Below are 24,997 nucleotides of genomic sequence, written 5' to 3'. Positions count from 1 at the left end.
CCGACGGTGGCCGAAACGCTGGAGGAGGCGGCATGGGCGACACGGACCGTGACGAGCCGGCCCTGCGTGTCGAGCGTGGTTGGGCGAGCGACGAGGAACTGGCCGCGCTCACCGTCGTACTGCTCGCACTGCGCGGCCGGGCGGCGGACGAGGACCGGGACAAGCGGCCGGTCAACGGTTCCCGGTGGTGGCGACGGCCGGAGAGCCACCAGGGATCGCGCAGCTGGCAGTGACGGGATGCTCCGGCCCTCAGAAAAGGATCTGACGAGATGTCGATGACGATTGCCCCCGCCGCGGCCGAGGCCGGTCCGGCCGACATCCGCGGCCGGGTCGCCGAGCTGCACGAGACCCGTGCGCGGGCGCTGGCGGGCCCCAGTGAGAAGGCGACCGAGGCGCAGCACGCCAAGGGCAAGCTGACGGCCCGGGAGCGCATCGAGCTGCTCCTGGACCCGGGTTCCTTCCAGGAGGTCGAGCAGCTGCGCCGGCATCGTGCGACGGGGTTCGGCCTGGAGGCGAAGAAGCCGTACACGGACGGTGTGATCACCGGCTGGGGCACGGTGGAGGGCCGTACGGTCTTCGTGTACGCCCACGACTTCCGGATCTTCGGCGGCGCGCTGGGCGAGGCCCACGCGACGAAGATCCACAAGATCATGGACATGGCCATCGCGGCCGGCGCTCCGCTCGTCTCGCTCAACGACGGCGCCGGCGCGCGTATTCAGGAAGGTGTCTCGGCCCTCGCCGGGTACGGCGGCATCTTCCAGCGCAACACCAAGGCGTCGGGCGTCATCCCGCAGATCAGCGTGATGCTCGGCCCGTGCGCGGGCGGTGCCGCCTACAGCCCGGCGTTGACGGACTTCGTGTTCATGGTCCGTGAGACGTCCCAGATGTTCATCACCGGCCCGGACGTCGTCAAGGCCGTCACCGGTGAGGAGATCAGCCAGAACGGGCTCGGCGGCGCGGATGTCCACGCCGAGACGAGCGGTGTCTGCCACTTTGCGTACGACGACGAGGAGACCTGCATCCACGAGGTGCGCTACCTCATCTCGCTCCTCCCGCAGAACAACCGCGAGAACCCCCCGCACGTGGCGTGCTCGGACCCCGCCGACCGGCGTGGCGAGGCGCTGCTCGACCTGGTGCCGCTCGACGGCAACCGGCCGTACGACATGACCCGGGTCATCGAGGAGATCGTCGACGACGGCGAGTACCTGGAGGTCCACGAGCGCTGGGCCCGCAACATCATCTGCGCCCTCGCCCGGCTCGACGGGCACGCGGTCGGCATCGTCGCCAACCAGCCGCAGACCCTCGCCGGGGTGCTGGACATCGAGGCGAGTGAGAAGGCGGCGCGCTTCGTCCAGATGTGCGACGCCTTCAACATCCCCATCGTGACCCTGCTCGACGTGCCCGGCTTCCTGCCCGGGGTCGACCAGGAACACGGCGGGATCATCCGGCACGGCGCGAAGCTGCTGTACGCGTACTGCAACGCGACGGTGCCGAGGATCTCGCTCATCCTGCGCAAGGCGTACGGCGGTGCCTACATCGTCATGGACAGCCAGTCCATCGGCGCGGACCTGACGTACGCCTGGCCGACCAACGAGATCGCCGTCATGGGTGCCGAGGGCGCTGCGAACGTCATCTTCCGGCGGCAGATCGCCGAGGCCGAGGATTCCGAGGCCATGCGGCAGAAGATGGTCGGCGAGTACAAGGCCCAGCTCATGCACCCGTACTACGCGGCGGAGCGCGGCCTGGTCGACGACGTCATCGACCCCGCGGACACCCGCCGGGTGCTCATCAAGTCCCTGGCGATGCTGCACCTCAAGCACGCCGAGCTGCCGTCCCGCAAGCACGGCAACCCCCCGCAGTGACAACCTGAGAGACCAGGGGGTTTGTTTAGCGCAACCGAAAAGCCCGTCCGCGGTCTGTTATGACGGGCTGCGGGCTGAGCTCTGGCTCGGGACGAAGCGGAGCATAGTTCCCGAGATGTGGTGCGCTGAAGCATCAACTCGCCTGTTGCGCGAGAGTGTTCGCAGGTGAGTGATGGTGTTGAGGTTCGCTTCACCGTTGCTAGCGAGTTGTTAAAAACAGAACACACGGTTTGGTATTGACATACCGCTCGTGCTGTTTTTTAATCGTGGAGTGCCAGCAGCGCACGCGGACTAGGGAGACGGCGTGGACATCGACGTACTGGGCGCACTGGACGTGAGGGAGAACGGGGTGTCCATCGCCCCGACAGCGCCGAAGCCGCGGCAGGTCCTGGCGCTACTGGCACTGCACGCCGACCGGGTGGTGCCGGTCGCCTCGCTCATAGAGGAGCTGTGGTCGGGCAAGCCGCCGCGCAGCGCGCGCACCACCCTGCAGACATACGTACTCCAGCTGCGCGAGCTCATCGCCGCGGCACTCGCGCACGACGGCGGGCCGGAGCCCGGCGCCGAGCCCGAGCGGCGCACCGCCAAGGACGTGCTGCTGACCCTGCCCGGCGGGTATCTGCTCTCCTCCGGCGGCGGGACCAGCGACGTCCGTGAGTTCGAGCGGCTGGCCGGCACGGGCTACCGGGCCATGGACGCGGGCGACTTCGCGGGCGCCTCCCGCACGCTGAGCTCCGCCCTGGACCTGTGGTCCGGGACCGCCTTCGCCGACGTGCAGACCGGTGTACAGCTCTCCATGGAGGCCAAGCGCCTCGACGAGAGCCGGCTGTGCGCGCTGGACCAGCGCATCGAGGCCGACCTGCGGCTCGGCCGGCACCGCGAAGTGCTGGCCGAGCTCACCGTGCTGACGAGCCGATACCGCACCCACGAGACCCTGCACGCCCAGTTCATGCTCGCTCTGCACCGCTCCGGCCGACGTGGTGAGGCGCTCGCCGTCTACCAGCAGCTGCGCACCACCCTCGGGCGGGACCTGGGCCTGGAGCCGTCGCCGCGGCTGCGTCGGCTGCAGCACTCGATCCTGATGGCCGCGCCGGAGAGCTCGCTCGGTCCGGCGGCGCCCGGCGCCGGACCGCAGGTTCCGCAGGGCGGCCCGCTGGCTCCGACGCGCTGATCCCTCCCGGGAGTGGCCGGGCTCCCTCCGGGGAGTGAGGCGGCGCTCGGCGGACCGTCTCGTACGGCGATGCGGGGGCGGGCGGGGACAGCCACAATCCGTCTACGGGCGGCAGCGACGGTCCGTGCGGGAACGGAAGCCGTGCACGGGCGGTGGCAACAGCCCGTGCGGGTGCAGACGTTCGTGCAAGGAGCACCAGCCGTGGGCGGGAGGACCGGTCCCGTCCCGGGAGAACGGCACCGACCCTTGGAGGCATCCACCATGAGCAGTGAGCCGACGGCACCTTCCGGTGCGCCGGGCGAACTCCTCGCGGAGCTCACGGCCGTGCTGGCCGGTGTCCTGCACGTCGAACCCGACCGGATCGACCCGGAGCAGCCCTTCCAGATCCTCGGCCTCGACTCCATGCTCACCGTCGAGTTCGTGACGGCCGTCAACAACCACTTCGGCATCCGGATCGCCGCCGCGGAGCTCTACGACCACGCGACCCCGGCCGCGCTCGCCCGCCATGTCGAGGATGCCCGCTCGGGGGCCGGGCCCCGGCCGCCCGCCCAGGACCCCGGCGCCGCCGCCGTGGTGCTCCAGGTGCTGCGCGAGCAACTGGCGCGGATCCTGCACTGTGCGCCCTGGGAGATCGACCCCGGCGCGGCCTTCGCCGAGGTGGGCATCGACTCCATCCTGGCCGCGGAGTTCATGGCCGGCATCAACCGCGCGTACGGCCTCACCGAGCGGCCCGTCACCGTCTACGAGCACCCGAGCCTCGCCGCCATGGCGTCCTACGTCGCCTCCCGCTCGCCGGGCCTGGTGACCGGAACGCCGGTGCTGCCCCCGGCCGGGACGGCCGCACCGGCGGCGCCGGGGCCGCAGGAGAGGACGGAGGCCGGTGCCGCGCGGCGGTCGCTGCTGTCGGCGGACGAGTTGGACGCGCTCCTCGACGCGGTCCGCGACGACCGGCTCAGCGTCGACGAGGCGGCCGCCCTGCTGACGGACCGGGCCGCCTGAGGCGGGTAGCGGCACATGGACAACAGAGAGATCCTCACCCGCTTCAAGAGCGGCGTCCTGCCTCGGGAGCAGGCGGTCGCCCTGCTCACCGGAGCGCTTCTCGTCCCGGCGGCCCCCGCAGTGCCGCCGGTCGCGCCCGAACCCCCGCCGGCACGCGCCCTGACGTCCGTGCCGGCGGGCGGAGGGGGCGACGACGGCGGGGCCCACCGGTATGCGATCACGGCCCTGTACGCGCGCTTTCCGCACGCCTCCGGCCTCGATGCCCTCTGGCGCGACCAGCTCGACGGACGTGACGGGACCTCGGCGCCGCCGCCCGGGCGACCCGACGGCGGGCCGGGGTGGTCGGGCCGTTTCCTCGACGGCGTCGACGAGTTCGACGCGGACTTCTTCGGACTGGAACCGCGGCAAGCGGCGCTGATGGATCCTCAGGAGCGGCTGCTCCTGGAAACCGTCTGGCACACCCTTGAGACCGCCGGATACGCCGGGGCCCGGCTCGACGCGCTCACCGCTGCCGACGGAGAGCCGCGCAGCATCGGCCTCTACGTGGCGGCCGGCCCGGCGGACTACGCCGTCCTGGCGGCCGAGCGGGACTTCGGGCAGCGGGGCGAAGCGCGGGGTGAGCCGGGCGTCGAGGGGTGTGGTGCGGCGGAGGCGGTCGGGCTGTTGGCGAGTGGGGATCCGGCCGGGCGGGTGTCCGGGCTGCTTGATCTGCGAGGGCCGAGCCAGGGGGTCGACACCGGCGAGGCCTCCTTCCTCACCGCGCTGCACCTGGCGCTCGGTGCGCTGCGGGCGGGGGAGTGTGCGGCGGCCCTCGTCGGGGCGGTCGACCTGCGGCTGCATCCCGCCCGGCACGGGGCCGACCGTACCGAGGGCGTGGGCGCCGTGCTGCTGCGGCCGCTCGCCGCCGCGCGGGCCGCTGGTGACACCGTCCACGCCGTCGTCCGCGCCAGCGCCGTCGGGCACACCGGGCGCGGTACGGACCGTGACGCCGAGCGGGTGGCGCGGCGGGCACTCGCCGTGGCCGGCGTCGACGCTTCGAGCATCGCCCTGCGGGAGACCAGGGCCACCACGACGGCCGCCGTCGGCGACGCGGGGGCGGCCACCGGTCTCGCCGCGCTGGTCCGCGCGGTGCTGCAGCTGCGGCACGCCACCCTGCTGGCCGAGCGCGGCGCGTCGGCCACCGAATGGCCGCGCCGGCGGGACGACGAGGGTCGCGAACTGCCCCGACGGGCCTCGGTCACCGTGTGCGGTGCGAGCGGCACCTTGGCAGGGGCGGTCCTGGAGGAGTACCCGCGTACCGGGCCCCCTGCACGGCCGTCCGCCGCCGAGCGGCGCGAGGAGCTGGTCCTGCTGTCGGCGCCGACCCCGGAGCACCTGGCCCGCACCGCCGGACGGCTCGCCGCCGCACTGGCACCGCCGGGCGGATCCCCGGGCTCGGTCCCCGACCTGGCCGCCGTCGCCCGCGAACTGAGCCTGGGCCGCGCCACCCTGCCCTGCCGGCTCGTGGTGGCCGCCCGCACGACTGCCGAACTGGCCACCTCGCTCGCCGCGTTCGCCACGGACCCGGGGGCCGCGTCCGCGACGACCGTCCCGGGCGCTGACGGCGGCGGGCTCACGGCCGTCTTCCGCGCCGCCGGTGGTGTGCGCGCCGTCGATCTCCGGGGCCGGGCCGGGCGGGCGCCGCTGATCGTGGAGCTGCCCGAGACCGAGGAGTATCTGGCGGCCCTGTGGCGGGGCCGTCGGCTGGAGGCGCTGGCGCGGTTGTGGCTGGCCGGCGTCGACGTGACCCCGGGCGATGCGAAGGAGCCCGCTCCGGTGGTGCCGCTGCCCCCGACCGCGATGCTGCGCCGTCCGCTGTGGATCGGCGGCCCGAACACGGACGGGCCGACATCATGACGATCACCGCACCCGAGTCCTACAGCGCCGGACCCTCATCGCTCCAGGAGACGGTCGCGCCGGTCAAGCTGTGGATCTGCCCCAACGAAGACCTGGCACCGGCCATGGCCGGGGTCCTGGCCGCGCACTGGCTCGACGACCGGGAGCGGGAGACCGCCGCCCGGTTCCTCTTCGAACGCGACCGCCGTCAGTACCTCGTCGCCCACACCCTGGTCCGGCGGGCGCTGGCGCTGGAGGCCGGGCTTGCCGAGGCCGAACTGGTCATCTGGCGCTCCTCGCGCGGCCGTCCGTTCCTCCAGCCGCTGCCCGGCGGACTGCCGCGCGGTGGCTCGCATCTGGACTTCAACCTCTCCCACGCCGGCGGCTACAACCTGCTCGGCATCGTCCGCAGGCACCGTATCGGCGTGGACGTCGAGGGACTCGACCGGGACGCGCAGGCCATCGAGACCATTGTGCGCACCTTCGCCCCCGAGGAGCAGGCATGGGCGCTCGGCGGGCCCGCGGGCCGGGCCCGGGACCGCCGGGTGCTCAGGCTGTGGACGCTGAAGGAGGCGTACTCCAAGGCCCGCGGACTGGGCCTCGGACTGCCCTTCGACGAGTTCTCCTTCACCCTGGCCGATGACCGCGGGGTGCTCGCCTTCCGGCCGCCCGCCGACGACCGGTCCGGGCGGTGGCGGTTCCTGGAGCTGGAGCCGGTGCCGGACGTCCTGGCCGCCGTTGCCGTACCGGCGGACGAACAGCTCTCCCCCGTGCTGCAGCTGCACCGCGGATTTCCCTGGGGCCGGGCCGCACCGCACACCATCGCGCTGCCCGAACCGGTGGGCGGACCGCCGGATCAGGGGATTTGAACCCGGTAACAGAACAGGGGTCCCGAGAAAGAGATTTCTTGGCCAGGGGTTCCGCTCCCGGAATTCCGTCGGGGGATCAGGGGTGAAAAGAGGGGGCGGAAAAGGGGTGCGGCCCTCACCGAATGGGGGAGGAGCGGCGGTGGGGTGTCTGCCCGCCCTCGTTTCCGGTGCGGGATCTCTCAGCGGCCGGCGAGCGGCGCGGAAGGCGTCCGCAGGGCCGTGGCGACTCCGATGACCACCGCGTCGGTGAGGGCCTCCGGGGCGTCGTGGAAGTAGAAGTGGCCGCCCGGGAAGACGTGCACCGCCAGCAGCCGCCCGCAGCGCTCCGCCCATCGTTCGAGGGCGTCCAGGCCCACCACCGCGTCCCGCGCGCCGCCGAACAAGGACACCGGCACCGGCAGGGGCGTGTCGGCGGGGGCGGGCCGCCAGGTCTCCACCAGCCGCAGATCGGCGCGGATGACCGGCGCGAAGTGCCGCCACAGACCCGGGTGGTCCAGCACCTTCGGTGGCGTGCCGCCCAACCGGGCCACCTGGCGCCGTAGTTCCTCGTCGGACAGCTCGCGCGTCCGGATCGGGACCGGCGGGGCGTCGGCCCGCGGCGCACCGCACGCCGACAGGCCCAGCCACACCGGCACCGTGCGGCCGTCGGCCACCAGACGGCGAGTGAGTTCGTACGCGACGAGGGCGCCCATGCTGTGCCCGAAGAACGCGAACGGCGCGTCGGAGCCGTCCAGTTCGGGGCCCAGGCGGTCGAGGTAGTGACCGACCAGGGCGTCACCGTCGCTGAGCGGCGGCTGCCCCATCAGAGTTCCGTGGCCGGGCGCGTCCAGCGCCACCACCCGCCAACCGGGCGGGAACAGGGCCGGCCAGTTCTGGTACATCAGCCCGGAGCCGCCCGCGTGCGGGAACACGTAGAGGCGCACCGCGGGGGCCGCAGCGGGCCGCCCGCCGACGCGTGGTGCAGAACCGGGCGCTTCCATCGGGACTCCGTTCGCGTCGGCGTGCCGACAAATGAGCGTGGGCACCGCAAGGATATCCATCGATCTGACATTCGGTCCGGAACCCGGAGTTCACTTCCAGCGCCAGTACAAGTGTTCTTGAGTGAGTCGAACGCCATGCGCAACACCGAACTTGGAATGCCGCTAGAAGACCGCTACAGGAAATCGCTTGAGGGGCACGGACACGGCTAGCGTGCGTGACGGCGGAGAATTCTGGCCACCGAAAGGAACTGGACAAGGAACTCGACGAGGTGCGGAGGCCACCGTGAAGATTCAGGTTCTGGGTCCGTTGAGTGCCGAGGTCAACGGGGGATCAATCGTTCCGACGGCCGGCAAGCCGCGACAGATTCTGTCGCTGCTGGCGCTCTATCCGGGACGGGTCATGCCCGTCCCCACGCTCATGGAGGAACTCTGGGGCACAGAACCTCCGCCGAGCGCGCTGACGACCCTGCAGACGTACATACTCCAGCTGCGCAGGCGGCTCGGTACGGCGATGGGCCCCGGCTCGCCGGCGGGAGCCAAGGACGTCCTCGCCACCCGGCACGGGGGGTACCTGCTGCAGATAGACGAGGACTGTGTTGACGTACACCAGTACGAAAAGCTGGCGCGGGAGGGACAGATCGCGTTCGAGGCCGGGGACAACGAGGTGTCCGCCGCCCGTTTCCGCGCGTCCCTCGACCTGTGGACCGGCGGGCCGCTGGTCGATGTGAAGACGGGACCCGTCCTCGACATCGAGGTGATGCGGCTCCAGGAGAGCCGGCTGGTCACCGTGGAGCGGCGCATCGACGCCGATCTGCGACTGGGCAGGCACTCCGAACTGATCGCGGAGCTCACCGAACTGAGGGCCAGGCACCCGCATCACGAGGGGCTGCACTCGCAGGTCATGGTGGCGCTGTACCGGTCGGGCCGGCAGGCCACCGCGCTCGAGGTCTACCGTCGGCTGCGGATGCGGCTCATCGACGAACTGGGTGTCGAGCCCTCGCCGCAGTTGCAGCGCATGCACCAGGCCATGCTGGCGGTCGACCCGCAGCTGGACGTGCTGGCGGGGCCGCGCCGCTCCTCGACGTTCGATCTGTTCGCGGCATGACGACATGCCGCGGGTCCGTCACCCGCGGCATGTCGTGCCACCGACGTACAGCCGCACCGCCGTGCCGCCGTCCGGAGACGGCGGCTTTGGCGCGTCGTCCTCCGTGTGTCAGCCGGCCGTCTGCAGCCGGGTGACCGTCTCCCACAGGACCGCCGGAGTGGCGAACGTGTCCAGTGACAGCGCCTCGTCCACGAAACGGACGTCGTAGGTGTTCTCCAGCGAGCCCAGCAGTTCGACCGCGCCCAGCGAGTCCAGGCCCGAGTCGCGCAGGTCCGTGTCGGCCTCAAGCGGTTCGTCCGCGTCGAGGAACGGCAGGTAGTCGCGCAGCAGTTCCTCGAACTTCTCGTCCCACGCCATTGGTGACCCCACCCTCTGTGTGTCGGTTCGTCGGTGTCTTCGTGCCAGGGCTTGTCGTTCAGGTGTTTTACAGTCGAGCCAATACCGGCCGCACGGGCAGGGGAACCCGTTAGCCACCCCTAACCACTCGGCCGGCCGGTGCGGCACCGCCCAGGGCCAGGTCGACCGGAAGGTCCCCGCGGCCGTTGATCTGCAGCTTGCGGTACACCTTCGTCAGGTGCTGCTCGACGGTGCTGACCGTGAGGTAGAGCTTCGCGGAGATCTCACGGTTCGTCAGACCCTGGGCCGCGAGTGTCGCGACCCGCTGTTCGGAGCTGCTCAGCCGGCTCTCCGGCCGCTCGGCACCGGGACGGTCCGTCCGGTCCGGTGCCTGGTCGGTGAGCGGGGCGTCGGGCAGGATCTCCTTGCACAGCGCCGTGGCCCCGCACTCCTTTGCCAGGTTCCACGCCGCCCTGATCGTCGCCGTGCCCTTCATCGGCGCACCCGCCTCCGACTGCCGCGTCCGGCCGAGGTCCGCCATCGCGCGGGCGGTGGCCAGCCGGTCGCCCGAGCGGTGCAGCTCGTCGACGGCCTGCTCCAGCAGTGTGACGCGCTGCCGGGCGGAGCCCGCGGTCAGCGCCCGCTGGTGCAGCGAGATGCCCCGCACCCAGGGATGGCGGCCGTCGGGCAGCGCCAGCTGCTGCAGCACCAGACGCTCGGCCTGCTGCGGCTTGCCCAGGCGCAGCAGGGCCTGGGCTGCTTCGCTGCGCCACGGCAGGCAGGCGGGCCGGTCGATGCCCTGGGCCTGCATGACGCGGCCGATCGTCAGGAAGTCGGTGAGCGCGGCCTGTGGCTGGTTGCCCGTCAGGTGGTGCAGTCCGCGGGCGTGCAGGAAGGCCAGGCCGTGCAAGCTGTCCAGCAGCCCGCGGTGCACCGGACGGTCGCACAGCCGGGAGGCCTCCGTGTAGTGGCCCATGGCGCTGTGGGCGCGGATCAGCACCGCGGTCGCCGCGTACGGGAACGCCCCGCCGCCCCGCTCCGGGAGCGCGTCCAGGGCCCGGCTCGCGTAGGCGCAGGCCTCGGCCAGGTCACCGATGCGCAGGAGCGCCTGCGCGTGCAGCGTGGCGAACACCGCGGCCCAGCCCGGCGCGTCGCGCCGCTCCGCGTCCTCCAGCAGGGTCCGGCTCCAGGGCACGGCCCGCTCGGGGTGGTCGGACAGCACCAGCGAGCGCAGGGCCTGCACAACGGGCGTCATGGTCGCCTCGGTCGGCGAGGCCGAGCGCAGCAGCCGTTCGGCGGCCACGGAACCGGCGTCGATCACCACGTCCAGGGGTGAGGCACCCGACTCCTCGCCCTCCGCCTCACCGTCGCGCAGCAGTTCGGCCGCGTCCGTGATCCGGCCCTGGAGGAGCAGCAACTGGGCGAGCGGCTGGGCGGGTTCGCCGTCCCGGCGGCCGGAGCGGAGCGCGGCGAGCGGGCCGGCGACCAGGCGCTCGGCGGCGGCCGGGTCGAAGCGCCAGGCGACTCGGGCCAGACGGACCGCCACGGTGTCCCGCTGCCGGTCGTCGGCACACACCTGGTGGGCCAGTTCGAGCAGGCTCAGCGCCCCGCGGCCGTCGTCGGCGGCCAGACGGCTCTCGGCCGCGTCGCACAGTAACTCCGTCTCCGTGCCGGAGGCGGACCAGGGGGCGCCGGACAGGGCCGCGGCGGACAGCAGATGTCCGGCCGCCTCGGCTGCCGGCCGGCCCTGCCGGTGCAGCAGCAGGGCGGCGTGGCGGTGCAGGGTGACCAGTCCGGTGGGAGAGAGTCCGCTCAGGACCGCGCCGCGGACCGCCGGGTGCGGGAAGCGGGTGCCGGCCGCGAGGCCCGCGCTCTCCAGGCCGGCGAGGCTCTGCCGCGCGGCGGGCGGCGCGATCCCGGCCAGCTCCGCGATCCGCTCCGGCGTGGCGGCCTCGTCCAGCAGCGCGGCGGCCTGCGCGACCAGTGCGGCGGTGGGGCCGGCGCGGTGCAGGCAGGCGCATACGGCCTGGACGAAGGGGCCGTCGGGCTCGGGAACGGCCGCGGTCCCGGCGGCCGCGGCACAGGTGGCCTCCGCGGTGCGCGAGGCGGCGGCCGGGAGCTGCCCGGCCGGTGCGCGGCCGGCGGGCTCGGGGCCGGGCCGGATGCCGGCGAAGGGGTCAGGGCGGGTGCCTTCGGGGGCGGACCGGTGCCCGTCGGTTGCCCACGAGGTGCTCATGAGGGTGAGGTCGTCGTCGGTGGGCCACGGGCCGGTCCCGGTGGTGCGGCCGTCGGCCGCTCGGCCGTTGCGGGTCGTGCGGCGGTTCTCGGGGGGTGCGGGGGAGTCGCCGGTGGCGGAACGGTCTTCGGCGGGCCACGGGGCGCTCGGGAGGGGGTGGGCCGTGTCGGCGGTCCAGCGGGGGGTTCCCGTGGCGGGGTGGGTGTGTTCCTCCAGCAGGGCGCGGAGCAGGAGGGGGTTGCCGCCGCTGGACTCGTAGAGGGAGGAGGCCTGTTCCCGGCAGCCCGTGGCCTCGGCGAGGGCGCTCACCTCTGCCGGGGTGAGACGCTCGGTCCGGATGCGGCGGAACGTCGGCTGGCGCATCAGCTCCGTCGCGAAGGCGGGGTGGCCCGCCTCGTGGTGGACCGTGCCGGCGACGACCAGCAGGATGCGGGCCGGGCGCGCATACCGCGCGAGGTACTGGAGGAAGGCGAGGGACTCGTCGTCGGCGTGGTGCACGTCGTCCACGCACAGCACCACCGCGGTGTCCTCGCTCATCTCCCGCAGCTCGGTGCAGAAGGCCTGCATGTCCTCGATGCGCGGCGCGCAGTCGGCGGCGCCCTCCGGCAGCGTGAGCCCGCGGTGGCTGCCCACGAGCTGGCGCAGCACCCCGTACGGCGTCCGGCGCTCGGCGGGGAAGCCCGTCGCGCTCAGTACCATGGCACCGGCGGCCGCGGCCTGCTCGACCACCACGTGGACGAGGGCGCTCTTGCCGCACCCCGTGGGTCCTTCGACCAGGACGGTGCGGGAGTGGCCCTCGATGCAGTCCGCGAGGGAGTCGGTCAACGTCCTTGTCGCCGCAGTCCTGCCGACCAACGTCATAGTCGCCCCGTCTCGGTTGGTCCACCCCTAACCTGGACCAGCCTGGGCAGACCCCCTATAAGGGTGGTCGAGCCGTGGCGGAATCCCGTCGGGGCGGGTCAGAGTTCGGTGCGCACCAGACCGGCGTCGCGCAGCTCGTCGACCCAGATGTCCAGGTCTGCACGGGCGTTGGCGGGTTCGGTGTCCCAAAGCGACGCCAGCATGCGGGCGGCGGCGGCCACGTCCCCGTCGCACTGGCGCAGGGCGAGCCACATCGCCGTACCGACGGGACCGCACCGCACCCGGCGGGCCGGCGCGGCCGGCTCCGGGATTACGTCCAGGCGCCCGTGCGCGTCGACGTTGACGCTCAGCCCGGACACCGGTCGAACACGCACTCGTACCTCCAGCCCGCGAGCGGCCCACAGCTCTCACGGTCGACGTTTTCGTACGCGGCGACGTACGCCCGAAAAGAAAGTCACCCGGGGCGCCGTGGGCGGCGAGAGCACCGAATCCATCGTGGTGCGTGCGGTCATGCGTGGCAACCGCCCCGACCCCCTACAAGGTGGTGCGCGAACAGCCTTGATGTAGGGGTGTGCTGCGCGTTTCACCACTGCGCCCCCGACGCCGGGGAACGGGTGAACGATTCCGGCCGAATTTATTTTCCGAAAAGCGGGGGAATTGGCCGAATGCCGTCGAAAGGCTTGTGCGGAGGCATTGGAAGACCGAGTGGGAATTCGTCCGGAGGCTGCCGAGTTTCACCCGTCCTCCAACGCCTCTCCACCCGGCCCGAGCATCCTCTCGGTGACAGGTGCACGGGACGACGAGTCACGAGGAAGGACGTCCGGTCATGGTGCCGACGCTGACCGAGCCCCTCAGCGGGGCCCTGCACGAACTCCTCACCGCCCGTTGCCTCCAAGAGCGCAACAAGGAAATCGCTCTCGCGCTGGTCGCGGCGGGCAACCAGGGCGAGGTGAACCGGCTCACCCGTCACTGGGCCGACGCCGGTGGTCCGCGGGGGCGTTCGCTGCCCGCCGGGCTGCGGCTGACGTGCGAGAGCGTCCTCGCCGACGGGGACGGGGTCGCCCTGCGGGTGACCGTGCGGGCCGGGCGGGCGGCCTGGTCGCTGGTCGCGGAGCTCCGCTTCGACACGGCCGGCCGGGTCGCGGAGTTCCACGACGTGCTGGCCCCGCGGGCGGCGGCGAGCTGACGGCGGTACGTTGGCGACACGGCGCGCTCCGGCGGGGCCGGACCGGGGCTCGTGCGCATGTCCAGCGCTCCGCGACACGGTCGGGCCCCAACCGCCGTACGGGAGGAGCGCCGGATGACCGCAGCGCCGAGACGGCCCCGGACCGCGGGCGCGCCTTGTGGGGCCGGAGGCGACGGTACGCCGGGGTGGCGGCCTCCTTGCCGTGCGGGCCGGCCGGGGCCGTTCGCGCTCGTGCCGACGTGGTGGCCGGTCGGCGGGGGCCGGCCGTGAGCCGGGCGCCCGCGGGCATGGCCCGGCTGCCGGGGGCCGGCCGGGCCGGGCTATTACGGCGTAATAGCGCCATGGGGCGATCCGCCGTCTCCGGTGCGCCGGTCGTGGTCGACCGGGAGGGCGACACGGGCTTGCTGTTCGCGGCGGGACGAAGCGTCCGGCCGGCCATGGCGCGGGCGCTGTACGGGACGTTCCCGGTGTTCCGCGCCGAGTTCGACGCGATGAGCCGGGTGGTGGACGAGCGGCTGCCGCTGCCGCTGGCCGCCGTCGTGTTCGCTCCGGAGGACGGGGTCGACGCCCGGCTGCTGTACCGGGCCGAGTTCGGGCGGGCCGCCCTGTTCGCGTACCAGGTGGCGCTGTACCGCCTGTGGCGGGACTGGGGTGTCCGGGTCGGCGCGGTCGCCGGGGACGGCGCCGGCGGCCTCACGGCGGCGTACGTGACGGGCGTGCTCGGCCTGGACGAGGCCGTACGGCGGGTCGTGGCGGGGCGCCGGCCGCGTGAGCACGGCGACGCGCGCGCCGAACGGGCCCTGCGCGGTGCCGGTTTCCGCCGGGTCCTGCTGTGCGGGCCGCGCTACGGGGACGGCGCGGCCGTGGACCACGTACCCGCTCTCCTCGCCGCCCTCTCCGACCTCCACCTCAGCGGCGACCCCCTCGACTGGGACCAACTGCGGCGCTTCCGGGGCGGGATGCTGCTCGACCGCGGGTGAACGGTCGTGCGGCGGCTCCGAACACGCGCCGGGGAGAGGGGAGCGCCGGCCGGGGGCGGTGGGGGACAGGCCCCGGGGCGGATGCCGCGGGTGGGACGAGCGCAGGTCGGGGTCCGTTCGGGGAGCGCTGGAGAAAACGGTGGTGAGCGGCGCGGCGGGGCTACCTTGGCGGTGCCGAGCGTGAGGAGGCAGCCATGGAGGAACGGCACGCCACCCTGCACGTACTGCCGCCGGTGGCCGGGTCGGGGGAGCGCGGGGCGCAGGCCCTGCCCGGTGTGGGGCGGGAGCGTCAGGTGCGCGTTCATGTGGTGGGCGCCGATCCGCTGGTCCGCATCGGCATCCGGACGCTGCTGACCGGGCACCCCGGCATCCATGTCACCGGCGAGAGCACACCCGGTCCGCGCGTCGCCGTCGCCCTGCGCACCCAGTGCCCGCACGTCCTCGTCGTCCACGGGCCGCTGACCTGCGAACAGCAGGCGTTCCTGGCCGATCGGGCGGGGGACGAGGTGAAGGTGATCGTGCTCGGGGGAGCGGAGCCCGCCGACGCCCCGGCCGTCGCCCACGGCCAGTTGCCCGGCACCGCGACCGCCGGACAACTCGCCTCCGCCGTCATCCTCGCGGCGGCCGGCTACGCCTTCGGCCCCGCGGCGGGGCGGTCGGCCCACCCCGCGCCCCGCGTCTCCCGCATCGGCCCCGACGAGCTGACCCGACGCGAGTGCCAGGTGCTGGAGCTGCTGGCCCGCGGCCTGTCCAACGGGGAGATCGCCGAGTCGCTCGCCCTCTCCCCGCACACCGTCAAGACGCACGTGCAGAACATGCTGCACAAACTCCGCCTGCCCAATCGCCTCCACGCGGCCATCTACGCCTTCGAGACCGGCCTGCGGCGGCCACCCTGCTGAGCGGCGGGGAGCAGGCGTCCGTTCCGTACGGGGTTCCGCAGGGGGAGGGGGAGGGGAGGCGATGAGCGGCGACCGATCCGCCGGAGTGTGCGCGGTACTCGATACCGAACGGGGCGCCCGGTGCGCCGTGGAACTACGCGGCCCGCTGGACGTCGCCGTCTTCCACCGCGCCCTGCACCTCATTGCCGAGAGTCACCCGGGCCGGCACCTCCCCCGGCCCCGGCTGCTGCGCCACGGCCCGGGCCTGCACACCGTCGAACTCCCCGCCGGCGAGGGCGAATCGACGCCGTACCCCATTGGTCTGCTCGCCGACCTGCTCACCACGCCGCCGGACCCCGGGGCGGACGGCGGTCCCGGCCCCGGGCATCACGCCGGCGCCCTCGCGCGGCCCTGCGGGACGCTGCCGCGCACCCAGGCGGTCACCCCCCTGCAGCAGGAGCGGCTCGCCGACACCCTGGCCCGCCCGGACCATCACGTCGAACAACTCGTCTGGCGCTGGTACGGCCCTCTGGACACCGCCCGTCTCACCGCGGCCTGGCATGCCGTCAGCGAGCGCGAGAGCGTGCTGCGCACCGCCTTCGTCTGGGCCCCGCGCCCGCGCGCCGTCGTCTTCGACCACGGCCCCCCGGACGTGGTCCGCCACAGCTGCGGCACCGCCGCCCGGAGCGCCGCGGTGCGCGCCCGGGAACGCGCCCGCGGCTTCGACCTGCGCCGCCCCGGACTGCTCCGGGTGGCCCTGCTGGAGGGCCGCGAGGACGGGCACGGGGGCGGGCAGGCGGGCGGACCGGTGCCCTTCACCGACATACTCGTCACCTATCACCGCGCCCTGCTCGACAGCTGGAGCGTCCGGCTGCTGATGCGGGAGTGCTGCCGCGCCTACCTCGCCGGCGGGGTGCTGCCCGGCGGCGAGCGCCGGCCCGACCTGGGGGACTGCGCCCGCTGGCTGGGCGGCCAGGACCTGGGTCCGGCCCGCGACTTCTGGGGGCGGCCCGGCCACCGGTCGCCCGACGCCGAGGCACCGCGCCTCGCTCCGCCCGCCCCCGTCGGCAGCGGCGGCAGCGGCGGCACCGGCCTGCACCGCACCGTCCTGTCCCCGGCCGAGAGCGAGCAGCTGGCCCGGTGGGCGGCCTGCTGGGGCGTCGCGGAGAGCAGCGTGCTGCAGGCGGTCTGGGCGATGCTCCTGTACCGCGCGTCCGGCGCGGCGCCCCGGGCCGCCGACGTCGTCTTCGGGCTGGGCTTCGCAGGCCGGGGCCTGCTCCTGGAGGGCATCGAGGGCACCCCCGGGCCGTTCGAGAACGCGCTGCCCATGGACGTCTCCCTCGACTCGGCGCTCGACGTACCCGGGCTGCTGCGCGAACTGCGGGACCGGGCCCTGGACATGGCCGCCTACGAATGGGTCGCGGCCCAAGACTCCGGCGGGGGCGCGGCACACCCGCCGCGGGCCGGCGGTCTGCTCGCCTTCGACTGCGGGCCACGCCCCGAGGACGCGTTCGGGGACGCGCTCGTCGCGCAGGGCGTTCGGGTCGAGGAGCGGGAGTTCGCCGGGGCTCTGACCGGATACGCCCTCGCGCTCCGCGCCGGTCACGACGCCCGCCGCGGGCTGGTCCTCACCCTCGCGTACGACCGGGACCTCGTGGACGGCGGCGCGGCCCGCGTGCTGCTGGCGCACACCGCGCGACTGCTGCGGCTCCTGCCGTGCCGCGCGGGTGCCGCGACGACGGTCGGGAACGTGCTGGAGTGGCTGTCGGGTGCCGTGGTGCCTCGAGTCCCGGACGGTGCCGGTCCCGCCTCCGGCCCGTCCGCCGCGCCGCTGGTGCCGCTGCGCCTCGCCTCGGTGCCCTCCGGGGTCACCGTGTGCCTGGTCGACGTACCGGGAGCACCGCGTACCGGGCACTGGGAGCTCGTACGCCACTACCGTGGCCCGGAGGCGCTGACCGCGCTGCGTCTCACCGCCGCCGAGGGCGGTGCCCGCGCCGCCGCGGCCCTGGGCGCGCTGGCCGGCTCGGGCGACCGTCTGGTCCTCGGCGGCTACTCCGGAGCCGGTGCCCTGGCCTGCGAACTGGCCCGCCACATCGCCCCACCCGGCGTACGCCCGCCCCTCGTCGTGATCGGCGGCGCCCCCGACGACCCGGATGGCGCCCGGGGACTGGCGAGGACGCTTCAGGAGGTGAGCACCTGACCACCCTCCGGGCCACGGCCGAACGGGCCACGGCCGAACGGGCCACGGACGAAGAGCGGTCGGGGAGAGCGTGGGCGGAGTCTGTACCCCGGGTGTTCGGGGGGCGATTTCCGCGGTGTGGGGCCGGCCGGCCATGCGGGTGTCGTCGTCCCTTCGGGGCGGGAGTTCAACCGGCGGTCGTGGCGCGCCGGTTCGGGACCGTCCGGTGGCGGGCGAAGGCGCGTACCGCGATCCAGGTCGCGGACGCGGCTCCGGCCAGGGAGGTCGCCGACGCGAGTCCGGCCGGCAGGCGGGCCTCGTTGCGGTCGAGGGCGTCCTCGCGCGGCCGGACCGGGCAGGGGGCCGACGGTACGGTCACCGTGTCGGGGTGCGGGATCGGGCTGTGTGTCATGATCACCTCCTCGGCCAGCCGATGTCGTCGTCGGCCGCCGCCCTGCTCGTCGGTCCTGGTCTGCCGGCGCGGCCCTGGCGGGCAGCACGGCGTGCAGGAACCGAGTGCTCCATGAACGACTCCCGTGAATATGACGGGGACAGCTCCCGCGAATGTGATGGGTTGGTGCGCAGGTGGCGCCGACTGGCGGTCGAGATCCTGCCCGGATCCGTTCGAGAGCCGCTTGAGGAACGCATGAGAGCCCCGTGAGGTCCGCACGAGGACCAAGGCACAGCGCCTGGCAAAACATTGCCCGGGTGTTGCCCGGCACCCTACGCTCGTCGCGGCTCCGGTGGCCGCCCGATCCCGCCCCGCGGCCCACCCCGTCCGCGCGTCCCAGGGAATGGTCACATGCTGCAGCAGCCCGCGTTCGGCCGCCGTCTCAGGAAACTGCGCCAGGCCCAAGGGCTGTCCCAGTCCGCGCTGGCCGGTGACGGCATGTCCACCGGATACCTCTCCCGCCTGGAGTCCGGGGCCCGCCAGCCCACCGACCGCGCCGTCGCCCACCTCGCCGACCGCCTCGGCCTGAAGCCGGCCGACTTCGAGGAGCCCGCGGGCGGTTCGCTCGCCCACGCGCTGTCGCTGGTCGCCTCCACCGGATCCAACGACGCCATGGAGACGCTGCGCGAAGCACTGGCCGCCGAGGGCCACGAGGTACCCGTGCTGCGCTGGCAGGCCCTGTGGCAACTGGCTCGGCAGCGGCGGGTCCAGGGCGATCACACCGGCGAACGGGAGTACCTGGAGGAGCTGGTGCGGCTCGGCGACGAGGTCGGGCTGACCGAACTGCGGGTGCGCGGCCTGACCCGGCTCGCCCGCTGCCTGCGCTCGCTCGGTGAGATTCCCGCCGCCCTCGACGCCGCCGTCGCCGCCCACTACCTGGCCCGCGACTCCGACCTGGGCGTGGAGGACCGCTCCGCCGTCCTGCTCGCCCTGGTGTCGGTGGAGGCCGAGGCCGGCCGGATGCCGGACGCGCGGGCGCACGCCGACGAACTGGCCGCGCTGGTCGACGGCCGCTCGGACGCGCTGTGGGCGGAGGCGATGTGGACCACGGCCGCCGTGCGCGTCCGACAGGGCGACTACGCGGCCGCGCAGGCCTATCTGGAGCAGGCGCTGGAGAAGTTCGGCAGCAGCGAGGACCTGGTGCTGTGGCTGCGGCTCAGGCTCGCCGCGGGCCGGCTGCACCTGCAGAAACTGCCCGCGGACCCGGAGGCCGCCGAACGGTGCGTCACCTCCGCCGAGCCGGCGCTCGCCTTCGTCGGCACGCCCGGTCTGCGGCAGGAACTGACCGCGCTCAAGGCCGACCTCGCGTTCCTGACGGCCCGGTACGACGACGCCCGCGTCCTGCTCGGCGAACTCGCCCTGGAGGAGCCGCGGATGACCTACCGGGACCGGGTCCGCCTCGACATCCTGCGGCATCAGCTGCGGATCCTGTCCGGCGACGAAGGCGGTGTCCAGGGCCTGCGCGCCCTCGCGGAGCAGGCGCAGGCCGACGCCAACATCGACCTCGCGGCGGAGATCTGGCGCATCCTCGCCGAGGCGCTGGCTCAGTCCCAGGTCCAGCGAGGCTCGACTCCGTCCGGAGCGCCCGGGGCCACGCTCGGGGACCCGGCAACCACGTAAGACGGAGGGACGCGCATGAAGCACTCCCGTACGGCCGCGGGCCTCGCGGCGGCGGCACTGGCCACCGGGCTCGTCCTGGGCGGCGCCGAGACCGCGGCCGCGAGCCAGACCGCACCGCAGCGCATCACCGACCGGCAGCAGCTGGCCGAGAGCCTGCGGCAGGCGGTCGCCCTGGAGCGGACCGGCGGCGACGCGCAGCTGTCCGCGCAGGGCAGGGGCGTGCTGGCCATCACCGACGCCCTGCCGTGCTGAGGGGGCGGCGACCGTGACCGACGGCGCCGCACGGGACGACGGCACGGCACGCCCCGGCGGGGTACGGACCGCGTGGTGCCCGAGCGGCGCCGCGTACGCACCCGAGTCGGTGGTGCTGGGCGTGCGCGCCGGGGTCGACGGCCGGGTGTCCTATCTGGCCGACCCGGTGCCGGCGGCCGAGATCCTCGGCCAGATCCCGGCCGACATCGAGCCGCGGCGGGTGCTGCGGTTCGCCTCGCACTGCGTCGCCGAGTGCGCCAACCGGCGCGGCGACGACTGCACCCTGATCGAGCGGGTCGTGGCCGCCTACCCGGCCGCGTCCTCCGGCCCGGTCCCCCAGTGCCATCTGCGCGCCGACTGCAAGTGGTGGGCCCAGGCGGGCGTCGACGCCTGCCGCCGCTGCCCCGCCATCTCCAGCCGTCACCACACGGACGACGAACTGGCGACCCTGGTGGCCGACCCCGACACCACCCTGGAACAGATCGACGCGGAGTTCGCCCGCAGCGCGTGACCCTGCGGGTCCTGCACCGGGATTCCCGGCGGCGGGACACTGGCCACCGGGGCAGCGACAACCGGGGCCTGGGGCCCGTCCGGACCTTCATGAAGGAGCTCCTCGGCATCTGTTGGTATCTGTCGGTGTCTGAGGGGCACCAGCTTTCGGCCGTGCCGCAAATGCCGTCAACGACAGTCTCGGCCACGATCGTTGAGCGCCGCATTCACCTTCCGGCGGCGAGCGGGAGTTCCCGGCCGCTTCTCACTGCGGGACCGGCTCCGCCGCGGGTGTCCCGGGGGCGGGTGCGGGACGGCCCGTGGTCAGGGAGCGCACCTGGCGGCTGCACAAGGCTGCTGCCGTGACCAGCACGACCAGGGCGGCACCGCCGAGGAGCGTGGTGTGGACACCGAGGCGGCCGGCGAGGGGACCGGCGGCCATCTCGCCCAGCGGGAGGGCCACGAAGGAGCCGAGGGCGTCGTAGGCGTAGACGCGGGCCAGGCGGTCGGCGGGGATGTTCTCCTGGAGCGAGACGTCCCAGGCCACGCCGAACTGTTCGAGCGCCATCCCGTTGGCGAACATCGCGACCGTCAGCAACAGCGCGCCGGGCGCCTCGGCCAGTACCACCAGCGGTACGGCCTCGACGGCGACCAGCGCCACACCGAGCAGCAGCGCGTGCCGGGCCCGTGAGCGGGCGGCGAGGAAGCCGCCGGCCACCGCGCCCGCCATCTCCGCGGCCAGCACCGTGCCCCACACCCCGCGTCCGAACGTGTCGTCGGCGACGACCGGCCCGAGCACCTGCACGCCGCCCGCGATCACGGCATTGACCACCATGAACTGCAGCACCGCGATCCACACCCAGCGGCGCGCGGTGAACTCCCGCCAGCCGTCGCGCAGTTCGTGCAGCGGGCGGACCCGCTCGGCGGCCGGTGCCGCCTCGTCCGCCGGGGCCGTCGTCACGCCGGAGAAGCACAGGGCCGCGCCGCAGAACGCCACCGCGTTGCCGGCCAGCCCCCAGCCGGGGCCGAACACGGCGGCCACCACACCGGCCAGCGACGAGCCCGCGATGGCGCCGAGGTTGATGCCCATCCGCATCACGGCGTTGGCCGGGCGGATCAGGTCGTCCGGCACCGTCTGCGGGGTCAGCGCGGCGGACGCCGGGAGGGACAGCGCGGCGAGGGCGCCGTTGAGGACGCTGAGCAGCACCAGCAGCGGGATCGACGTCGCGTCCAGGAGCACGCTCGCCGCGATGGCCGCCTGCACCGCGGCCGCGGCGAGCGCCGAGCCCTGCAGCACCAGCGTGCGCCGCATCCGGTCGGCGACCACCCCGCCGACCAGCAGCAGCGCCACGTTGGCGAGCGAGCGCGCGCCGACCACGAGCCCCAGGTCGGTCGTGGAGCCGGTCGCGTCGAGCACCGCGAAGGCCAGGGCGACGGGCGCCATCGAGTTGGCGAAGTACACCAGCAGCCGTCCGGCCGCCAGCCGCCGGAAGGACCGGTGCGCGAGGGGTGCCCACGAACTTCCCCCGGAATCACCCGTTCCGCTCGGCCCGTCCTGCGCCCCCGTGTCGGTCATGCCGCCGTCCGTTCCCTTTCGTCCGTGAGGCCCGGCTCCAGGGTGAAGTGCACCCGGGACACCGAGACACCCAGGTCCTGCACCGCGTACGGGCAGAAGTAGTACGCCTGCGGGGTCGCCCCGGGGGACATGGTGACGGTGAACTCGGCGTGTACGCGTTCACCGGGGCGCGTTGCCTCCACCCGGCGCAGTACCGGGCCCACCTTCGCGTCGAGGTACACCGGCAGCACGATGCCGAGGTTCACCGTCCCGGCCCGGCGCGCCACCGCCTCGACCACCACGTGGAGGGTACCGCCGGCCGCCACGTGCGCCGGTGCCTTCACGCTCAACTCGGCTGATTCCGAGAGGGTGTTGGCGATGTCGCCGCAGCGCGGGCAGACCACCTGCACGGTGTCGGTGACGACGGGGACCCGGCCACGCCGGCGGTAGGACATCAGCGGGCGGCCGCAGGCGCAGGGGGCTTCCACCGCGACCGGCTCCTCCGCGACGCTGCGTTCCCCGAAGTACGTCGGGAACCGGAGCACCGGGTCGTCGTGGTGCTTGGCGAAGCGGTGGGCGAGGGCCAGGTCCAGGGACTTCGTCTCCTTGGCGATCTCCTCCAGTGCCGGCGTCGCCGTACGGACCACCTCGTGCAGGAGAGTGTCCGCCAGCGCCCGCAGCCGGGGGCGCAGCGGATAGTCCGCGCCGAGCAGGCCGCTGTCCAGCAGGCCGGAGAGCCGGGCGCCGAGGGCGTGCACGGGGAGCTCCGGCACCGTGTCCGTGGCCGTGGCCGCTTCCTCCCCCAGCCCTGACGACTCCAGGCCCACCTGGGCGAACGACGGGTACGGGTTGATGTCCCGGAGGCTGTCGTTGACGGCGCCCGCCGCGCTGCCCGCGCGGGCCGTGCCGGTGAGCCAGGCCAGGTTCTCGGGGCGCTGGCCGTCGCAGGCGGTGAGGGTGGCCACCACCGTCTGCGCCGGGCCGTCCAGGGCGTTGAGGAGGATCAGGTACTTCGGGTCGTACATGGCGTGCCCGGCCAGCGCGCCGCTGAAGCAGTTGGCCAGCACCAGCTCCGCGGCGCGGACGGAGCGTGCCGGGATCAGCTTGTCCATGGGTTTGGTGCAGCCCAGCCCGTAGGCGCACTTGGGGCCGGGCGCCCCGGGCAGCGCCGCGACCGGGCTCGCTCCGCACAGCGTGAACTGGCCCAGGTTCAGCTGGTCGTCCTTGCCGTTGCCGTGGAACAGCACCCGCCGCCACACCCGGCCCAGCGCCACCTCCTTGATGTCCAGGCGGCGCACGTCCTCCGCGCCGCACCACACGTCCGCGCCCGGCACCGGCTCGGCCGCGTCCAGTTCTGAGACGACGCCCACCGCGGCGCCCGGCACCACCCGGCCGTACTGCTTGGCCACCACCCAGCTGAGGCTGTGCACGTCACGGCCGGTCAGCAGGAACAGCGGCCGCCCGGCGGCGTACGCGGCGTCGACGACCGGCTGCACCTCGTCGCCGCGCAGCTGCCCGTACGTGCCGACCAGCAGGACCGAGCCCTCCTCGGGCAGCCGGGCCGGGTCCGTGACCCACCGGCGGGCCAGCGGGGCGACCAGGGCACGCAGCGGCTCGGGCAGCGGGTCGCCGAACAGGACGCCGGTGTCGGCCGGGTCGGGGGTGCGGTGCCCGCCGTAGACCTGTTCCGCGAGGGCGATTCCGTCCAGGAGGTCGGTGCGGCCGCCGGTCCACACCGGCAGCGAGCCGTACCCGGCCTCCGCGTCCGCCACGGCCCGTGCGTAGTCGTCGAGTTCGGAGTACGGGGCGAACAGCGGTCCGCCGGCGGCGGTCGGGGCGGTCATGATGCTGCCTCCTTGTCGACCTTCAGCTCGAAGTGGCGCAGTACGGCGTGCATCCGCCGTTCGACCTCGTCCGCGGTGGCGCCCTCCACGTGGACGTAGCCGGTGGAGGCGTGCGAGGCGCGGGGCGGGTCCAGTACGTCGCCCGGTGCCACGGTCAGATGGGCGCCGATCACGCCCGGCAGCCTGAGCAGTTCTTCCTCGGAGCTGATGTGGACGACGCGGCCGGGCGCGGTCGGCAGCAGCAGGTCGCCGACGGCGCGGTCGCGGGTGTAGTCGGGCACCGGAACCCGGTCGAGGTAGGTGTCGAGGACGACGTGCAGGAAGTCGAATCCGAAGGCGAGGCCGTGGTTCATGGGCACCTCGCAGCCGCTGAGTCGGGCCGCGACCTCGCTCATCACGAACTCGCCGTCCTCGGTGAGGAAGAACTCGCCGTGCAGGTAGCCGTACGGGATCTGCAGCCCGTCGGCGAGTTGCTGGGCCAGCGCGCGGGCGTCGACCGGGATCTCCTCGCTCGGCGCATAGGTGATGTTGGCGTTGATCTTGCCGTCGAGGACCTCCAGGATCGGGACCGGGTTCTTCGACAGGTACGCGTCCAGGACCACGCCGCGCGAGACGACCGCGCACAGCTGGAACTCACGGCCCTTGACGTACTCCTCGACCATCCACTCCAGATCCGGGTCCAGCGGCGGTATCTCCGCCAGGCCGGCCGGCGAGTCGATGCGGTACGTGCCGATGCAGGAGTCGGAGTCGACCGGTTTGAGGATCACCGGCCAGCCGTACTCCTCGCCGAACCCGGTCACGTCCGCGAGCGTGTGCACCGGGCGGTACCCGGCGTGCGGGATGCCGAGCTCGGCGTACCGGTCCTTCATCGTCATCTTGTTGCGCACCCAGCCGACCTGCTCCTCGGTCAGGTGCGGCAGGCCCACCAGGCCCGCGAAGCGCTGGGCGGCCGCCTGCAGGGCCTCGTTGGGGTTGCAGAAGAACGTCGGCCGCGGCAGGCCCCTGGTGCCCTTCATCCAGCGCAGATAGCGGGCGGCCTCGTCCTGAGGGGCCGCGGAGGTGTCCAGGGTGAACGTCGGGACGTGGGCGGTGCGGGCGACGTACTCCTCGGTCAGCGGCACCGAGTCGAAGCGGAGCAGGACGACGTCGACGTCGTCGCGGGCGAGGACGTGGTCGGTGAAGGTGGCGCGGCGGCTCTCGACGAGCAGGACGGCGGGGCGGGCGGGTGCGGTGCCGGTGGCGCTCATGGTCGTACTCCTGTCAGGTCTG

General features: G+C 73.7%; 22 protein-coding genes. 14 read left to right on the top strand and 8 right to left on the bottom strand.

The window, feature by feature from the left end; translation table 11 throughout:
• Positions 1-32: 32 nt before the first annotated feature.
• The 6 genes from ACIPSA_RS41475 to ACIPSA_RS41450 all read left to right on the top strand — a co-directional run bounded on the left by ACIPSA_RS41475 (position 33) and on the right by ACIPSA_RS41450 (position 6,776).
• Positions 33-233 carry an acyl-CoA carboxylase subunit epsilon gene (locus tag ACIPSA_RS41475; RefSeq protein WP_402644847.1) on the top strand — a complete coding sequence of 67 codons (201 nt, stop codon included), beginning with the start codon at positions 33-35 and terminating at the stop codon, positions 231-233.
• 36 nt (positions 234-269) lie between these two features.
• On the top strand, positions 270-1,862 hold the full coding sequence (locus tag ACIPSA_RS41470; protein ID WP_402644845.1) for an acyl-CoA carboxylase subunit beta: 1,593 nt from the start codon (positions 270-272) through the stop codon (positions 1,860-1,862).
• 304 nt (positions 1,863-2,166) lie between these two features.
• Complete coding sequence (locus tag ACIPSA_RS41465; RefSeq protein WP_402644842.1) at positions 2,167-3,033, top strand: BTAD domain-containing putative transcriptional regulator; 867 nt, start codon at positions 2,167-2,169, stop codon at positions 3,031-3,033.
• 261 nt (positions 3,034-3,294) lie between these two features.
• Positions 3,295-4,032 carry a phosphopantetheine-binding protein gene (locus ACIPSA_RS41460; RefSeq protein WP_402644840.1) on the top strand — a complete coding sequence of 246 codons (738 nt, stop codon included), beginning with the start codon at positions 3,295-3,297 and terminating at the stop codon, positions 4,030-4,032.
• Positions 4,033-4,047: 15 nt separating this feature from the next.
• Complete coding sequence (locus ACIPSA_RS41455) at positions 4,048-5,928, top strand: beta-ketoacyl synthase N-terminal-like domain-containing protein (RefSeq protein WP_402644838.1); 1,881 nt, start codon at positions 4,048-4,050, stop codon at positions 5,926-5,928.
• Positions 5,925-6,776 carry a 4'-phosphopantetheinyl transferase family protein gene (locus ACIPSA_RS41450; protein ID WP_402644835.1) on the top strand — a complete coding sequence of 284 codons (852 nt, stop codon included), beginning with the start codon at positions 5,925-5,927 and terminating at the stop codon, positions 6,774-6,776. The genes ACIPSA_RS41455 and ACIPSA_RS41450 overlap by 4 nt, the downstream gene beginning before the upstream one ends.
• Positions 6,777-6,955: 179 nt before the next feature.
• Here the strand turns inward: ACIPSA_RS41450 and ACIPSA_RS41445 are convergent, their stop codons facing one another.
• The gene (locus ACIPSA_RS41445) at positions 6,956-7,756 is read right to left on the bottom strand and encodes a thioesterase II family protein (protein WP_402644832.1); all 801 of its coding nucleotides are present in this window, start codon (positions 7,754-7,756) and stop codon (positions 6,956-6,958) included.
• A 283-nt stretch (positions 7,757-8,039) separates the two neighbouring features.
• Between ACIPSA_RS41445 and ACIPSA_RS41440 the strand changes: the two genes are divergently transcribed.
• Positions 8,040-8,861 carry a BTAD domain-containing putative transcriptional regulator gene (locus tag ACIPSA_RS41440; protein ID WP_402644829.1) on the top strand — a complete coding sequence of 274 codons (822 nt, stop codon included), beginning with the start codon at positions 8,040-8,042 and terminating at the stop codon, positions 8,859-8,861.
• Between the two features lie 108 nt (positions 8,862-8,969).
• On the opposite strand, the gene ACIPSA_RS41435 is transcribed toward ACIPSA_RS41440, so the two are convergent.
• The 3 genes from ACIPSA_RS41435 to ACIPSA_RS41425 form a co-directional block, all read right to left on the bottom strand.
• Positions 8,970-9,218 (bottom strand): phosphopantetheine-binding protein, encoded by a 249-nt coding sequence (locus ACIPSA_RS41435; protein WP_402644827.1) that lies wholly within the window; start codon positions 9,216-9,218, stop codon positions 8,970-8,972.
• Positions 9,219-9,327: 109 nt separating this feature from the next.
• On the bottom strand, positions 9,328-12,294 hold the full coding sequence (locus ACIPSA_RS41430) for an AAA family ATPase (RefSeq protein ID WP_402644826.1): 2,967 nt from the start codon (positions 12,292-12,294) through the stop codon (positions 9,328-9,330).
• A 98-nt stretch (positions 12,295-12,392) separates the two neighbouring features.
• Entirely contained in the window at positions 12,393-12,668 is a 276-nt protein-coding gene (locus ACIPSA_RS41425; protein ID WP_402644823.1) for a PqqD family protein, read from the bottom strand.
• A gap of 452 nt (positions 12,669-13,120) precedes the next feature.
• On the opposite strand from ACIPSA_RS41425, the gene ACIPSA_RS41420 reads away from it, so the two are divergent.
• From ACIPSA_RS41420 to ACIPSA_RS41405, 4 genes are all read left to right on the top strand, one after another.
• A complete protein-coding gene (locus ACIPSA_RS41420; protein ID WP_402644821.1) occupies positions 13,121-13,480 on the top strand; it encodes a hypothetical protein in 360 nt (119 codons plus the stop codon).
• 341 nt (positions 13,481-13,821) lie between these two features.
• A complete protein-coding gene (locus ACIPSA_RS41415) occupies positions 13,822-14,460 on the top strand; it encodes an acyltransferase domain-containing protein (RefSeq protein ID WP_402644818.1) in 639 nt (212 codons plus the stop codon).
• A 194-nt stretch (positions 14,461-14,654) separates the two neighbouring features.
• Positions 14,655-15,359, top strand: coding sequence for a response regulator transcription factor (locus ACIPSA_RS41410; protein WP_402644817.1), 705 nt, complete (start codon positions 14,655-14,657; stop codon positions 15,357-15,359).
• A 61-nt stretch (positions 15,360-15,420) separates the two neighbouring features.
• Positions 15,421-17,538 carry a condensation domain-containing protein gene (locus tag ACIPSA_RS41405; RefSeq protein WP_402644815.1) on the top strand — a complete coding sequence of 706 codons (2,118 nt, stop codon included), beginning with the start codon at positions 15,421-15,423 and terminating at the stop codon, positions 17,536-17,538.
• A 166-nt stretch (positions 17,539-17,704) separates the two neighbouring features.
• On the opposite strand, the gene ACIPSA_RS41400 is transcribed toward ACIPSA_RS41405, so the two are convergent.
• Positions 17,705-17,929: a hypothetical protein gene (locus tag ACIPSA_RS41400; RefSeq protein ID WP_402644813.1), complete on the bottom strand. Its 225-nt coding sequence runs from the start codon at positions 17,927-17,929 to the stop codon at positions 17,705-17,707.
• Between the two features lie 390 nt (positions 17,930-18,319).
• On the opposite strand from ACIPSA_RS41400, the gene ACIPSA_RS41395 reads away from it, so the two are divergent.
• The 3 genes from ACIPSA_RS41395 to ACIPSA_RS41385 are packed head-to-tail and all read left to right on the top strand — an operon-like array spanning position 18,320 to position 20,351.
• Entirely contained in the window at positions 18,320-19,588 is a 1,269-nt protein-coding gene (locus tag ACIPSA_RS41395) for a helix-turn-helix domain-containing protein (protein ID WP_402644811.1), read from the top strand.
• A gap of 15 nt (positions 19,589-19,603) precedes the next feature.
• Positions 19,604-19,840 (top strand): hypothetical protein, encoded by a 237-nt coding sequence (locus ACIPSA_RS41390; protein ID WP_402644808.1) that lies wholly within the window; start codon positions 19,604-19,606, stop codon positions 19,838-19,840.
• A 13-nt stretch (positions 19,841-19,853) separates the two neighbouring features.
• Positions 19,854-20,351 carry a hypothetical protein gene (locus tag ACIPSA_RS41385; protein WP_402644806.1) on the top strand — a complete coding sequence of 166 codons (498 nt, stop codon included), beginning with the start codon at positions 19,854-19,856 and terminating at the stop codon, positions 20,349-20,351.
• A gap of 243 nt (positions 20,352-20,594) precedes the next feature.
• On the opposite strand, the gene ACIPSA_RS41380 is transcribed toward ACIPSA_RS41385, so the two are convergent.
• From ACIPSA_RS41380 to ACIPSA_RS41370, 3 genes are read right to left on the bottom strand one after another with little or no spacing between them, the layout of a single operon-like run.
• Positions 20,595-21,905, bottom strand: a complete 1,311-nt coding sequence (locus tag ACIPSA_RS41380; protein ID WP_402644803.1) for an MFS transporter — start codon at positions 21,903-21,905, stop codon at positions 20,595-20,597.
• A complete protein-coding gene (locus ACIPSA_RS41375; RefSeq protein WP_402644801.1) occupies positions 21,902-23,728 on the bottom strand; it encodes a hypothetical protein in 1,827 nt (608 codons plus the stop codon). The genes ACIPSA_RS41380 and ACIPSA_RS41375 overlap by 4 nt, the downstream gene beginning before the upstream one ends.
• The gene (locus ACIPSA_RS41370) at positions 23,725-24,975 is read right to left on the bottom strand and encodes an ATP-grasp domain-containing protein (protein ID WP_402644799.1); all 1,251 of its coding nucleotides are present in this window, start codon (positions 24,973-24,975) and stop codon (positions 23,725-23,727) included. Before ACIPSA_RS41370 ends, ACIPSA_RS41375 begins: the two co-directional genes overlap by 4 nt.
• Positions 24,976-24,997 lie beyond the last annotated feature (22 nt).

Source organism: Streptomyces sp. NPDC086549, from assembly GCF_044746205.1.
Lineage (GTDB): Bacteria > Actinomycetota > Actinomycetes > Streptomycetales > Streptomycetaceae > Streptomyces.
Note: the sequence above shows the minus strand (reverse complement) of the source record. Positions and strands in the feature narration are given on the sequence as shown.